The organism is Burkholderia sp. APQ4-4ca (genome assembly GCF_057837105.1).
This window is the reverse complement of the sequence record NZ_JBYQCG010000214.1, coordinates 1-2,623: the sequence shown is the minus strand read 5'-3', so window position 1 is coordinate 2,623 and position 2,623 is coordinate 1. Positions and strand designations below refer to the sequence as shown.

The following is a 2,623-nucleotide window of genomic DNA, read 5'->3' as shown; positions in this document are numbered from 1 at the left end:
CGTCGACCAGCGCACTTCGTAGTCGCGTCCGTTGACGAAACGAAACACCGGAAAGAAGCTGACCTCCGAACGCGGCGTCCCGCTCGCCACGTCGCTGAAGTCCTGCGAGCGGCTCATCGTCACCCTCAATAGCGGGCCGCGAATCCCGGGGATGCCGCCGGTCGCGATGTTCCGGGGTGCCGGCGCCTGCAGACGCAGCCGCGGATCGACGCCGCGCGCCCAGTCCGATCGATAGAAGTGCGTTTCCTCAGGCGAGCCGCCATACGGGCCGGCCTGACACGCCGATGCGACAAGGCAGGCGGCAAGCGCGACTCTACTGCGCATCGACCGCTTCCTTTCGTCGCCACAATCGCGACACATATGCGCCCGTCAGCATCATCAGGAACCGGCTGTTGGTCGACAGATAGCGCTTCCACATCCGCCTCGGCTCCTGGATCACGCGGAACGCCCATTCGAGGCCGCCGCGCTGCATCCACAGCGGCGCCCGCCTCACCTTCCCGGCCACCACGTCGAACGTCCCGCCTACGCCCATCACGAAATCGACGCCCAACTGCGCTTTCCAGCGATTGATGAAATTCTCCTTGCGCGGCGACGTGATCGCGACGAACAGCAATCGCGCGCCCGAGCGACGGATGTCGTCGACGACTGCCTGTTCATCGTTCCAGAAATAGCCGTGGTGATATCCCGCGATCGGCAGTCGCGGATACCGCGCCGCCGTCACCGCGACAACCCGCTCCACGACTTCCTGCGTCGCGCCGAGCAGATAGATCGGCAGCCCTTTCGTTTCGGCCAGTGCGAGCAAGCGCTGGAAAAGGTCCACGCCCGCGACGCGCTCCGGCACCGGGATACCGAGCAGCCGCGCGCCCCACACGACGCCCATGCCGTCGACGTTGACGATGTCGCACGCGCGGACCGACGCGGCAAGCGCCGCGTCGCGCTGCAGGTGAACGACCTTCGCGACGTTGACGACCACGTGCTGCGTGAATTCCCGCTTCTCGACTCTCGTATCGATCCAGGCGACCGTCTCGTTCATCGACATCAGATCGATCGGGCATGAAAAGAATTCGGCACGGTTCATTGCATGGCCTCGTTATCGCGTTTTTCGGTAGTCCGCGTCGCGCGGGAGAATCGCGGCGGCGGGCAGAGCGACGCATACAGCGTCTTCATCTTCGTGGACACATCGGCGGAGAAGTACCCGAGCGCCGCGAGCCGCGCGCGACCGTTGGATCGCATGCCGGCCTTCAGCACATCCGCCAGCTCGTTCGTGAGCCGGCCCGCGTCGTGATCGAACACGACCATGCCGGGCGACACACCGTCGAGCAAATGCCGCACGTTGCCGACATCGACCGATACCACCGGCAGATTGACCGCCATCGCCTCCTTGACCGATTGCGGCGAGCCTTCGCGGGTCGACGTCATCAGCAGGCACGCGGCACGCGCCAGCAGGTCGCGCACCTCGTCTCGCTCGAGGCCGTCGATATGCCGCTCCTGCACCCGGATGCCGTGCTGTTCCGACAGTTGCCGCAGCACCTGCGCAAACAGCGGATAGTTCTTTTCCGGACGTTGCGCGGAAGACGGAAACACGACGACGGGCAACGCGGATTCAACGCACGCATCGTCGCGGTGCTCGACGAACACCGTCTCGTCGACTGCGCACGGAATCGTCTCGCAGCGCCGGCACAGCCGGAGCAAACGCGACGAAATTTCCGCACTCACGCCAATGCATGCGTGCGCGAAGCAGGCCATCGCTTTCGACACGGCCCGCATCCACAACGGGCCGAGGACGTCGGTGCCGTGGAATGTGATGACGATTCGCGCCCGCGTCAGCAGGCGAACCAGCGGCGCGGAGCACGCGCTGAGGCCGAAGTGGTAATGCACGATGTCGTACCGTCCCGCGCGCGCCGCCCTCCAGACCTGTCCGATCGATCGCAGGTATTCGACCTTGCCGCGATACCCTTCGATGACGAGCACGTCGACCGTGCAGCCCCCCGAACGCCGGAGCGCCTCGACCTGCTCGGTCACGAACACGCCTTGCCATGGGCTCGCGCGGTTGCTGCCGAAATACATGTTCGTGACGACGAGAATTTTCATGAGCGAACCTCCATCGCATCATGGCGAGACGCGCGGCCGGCCCCCGGCCGCCCCCATGAAAACGCGTACATGGCCAGCAATGCGGAAAATACGTAAGACGCCGACACGAATGCCATCGAGAAGATGTTGTCGAAGCAAAACGCACCGACGAGGTAGAACCAGACGGCCGGCTTGCGCCGTGCCTGTCCGTAGGCCATCACGAACACGAGCCACGCGATCGCGCCGAACACGCCCATCTCGACGAACAGGTGCGGATAGAACGTGTCGGTGGTCTTCAACAGCCCGCCGAGCCCATACCAGTCGAAGTGATAAAGCGGGTACAGCGGCGACGAGAATTTGACCGACGCCGGGCCGCCGAAGCTGCCCAGCCCCTCGCCGAGCAGATTGCCGTTGCGGATCGACTCGAACATCACGCGATAGGACTCGGCGCGCGCCGAATTGCCCGCGACGACATAGAACAGGATCTTCGCCATGCCGACCTTCAACAGCGAATCGAGTACGCCCATCGCCATCAGCACGAGCATCGCGCCCG

2 protein-coding genes and 2 pseudogenes are annotated in these 2,623 nt (G+C 64.6%); all 4 read right to left on the bottom strand.

From position 1 onward, the window contains the following. A pseudogene (locus tag AC3IFE_RS22755) lies at nt 1-324 on the bottom strand (hypothetical protein); the annotation flags it as partial. Further along, the gene (locus tag AC3IFE_RS22750) at nt 314-1,078 is read right to left on the bottom strand and encodes a WecB/TagA/CpsF family glycosyltransferase (protein WP_489192127.1); all 765 of its coding nucleotides are present in this window, start codon (nt 1,076-1,078) and stop codon (nt 314-316) included. The pseudogene AC3IFE_RS22755 and the gene AC3IFE_RS22750, both read right to left, overlap by 11 nt. Further along, the gene (locus tag AC3IFE_RS22745) at nt 1,075-2,091 is read right to left on the bottom strand and encodes a glycosyltransferase family 4 protein (protein WP_489192125.1); all 1,017 of its coding nucleotides are present in this window, start codon (nt 2,089-2,091) and stop codon (nt 1,075-1,077) included. Before AC3IFE_RS22745 ends, AC3IFE_RS22750 begins: the two co-directional genes overlap by 4 nt. After that, nucleotides 2,088-2,623 (bottom strand): annotated as a pseudogene (locus AC3IFE_RS22740) (hypothetical protein); the annotation flags it as partial. The pseudogene AC3IFE_RS22740 and the gene AC3IFE_RS22745, both read right to left, overlap by 4 nt.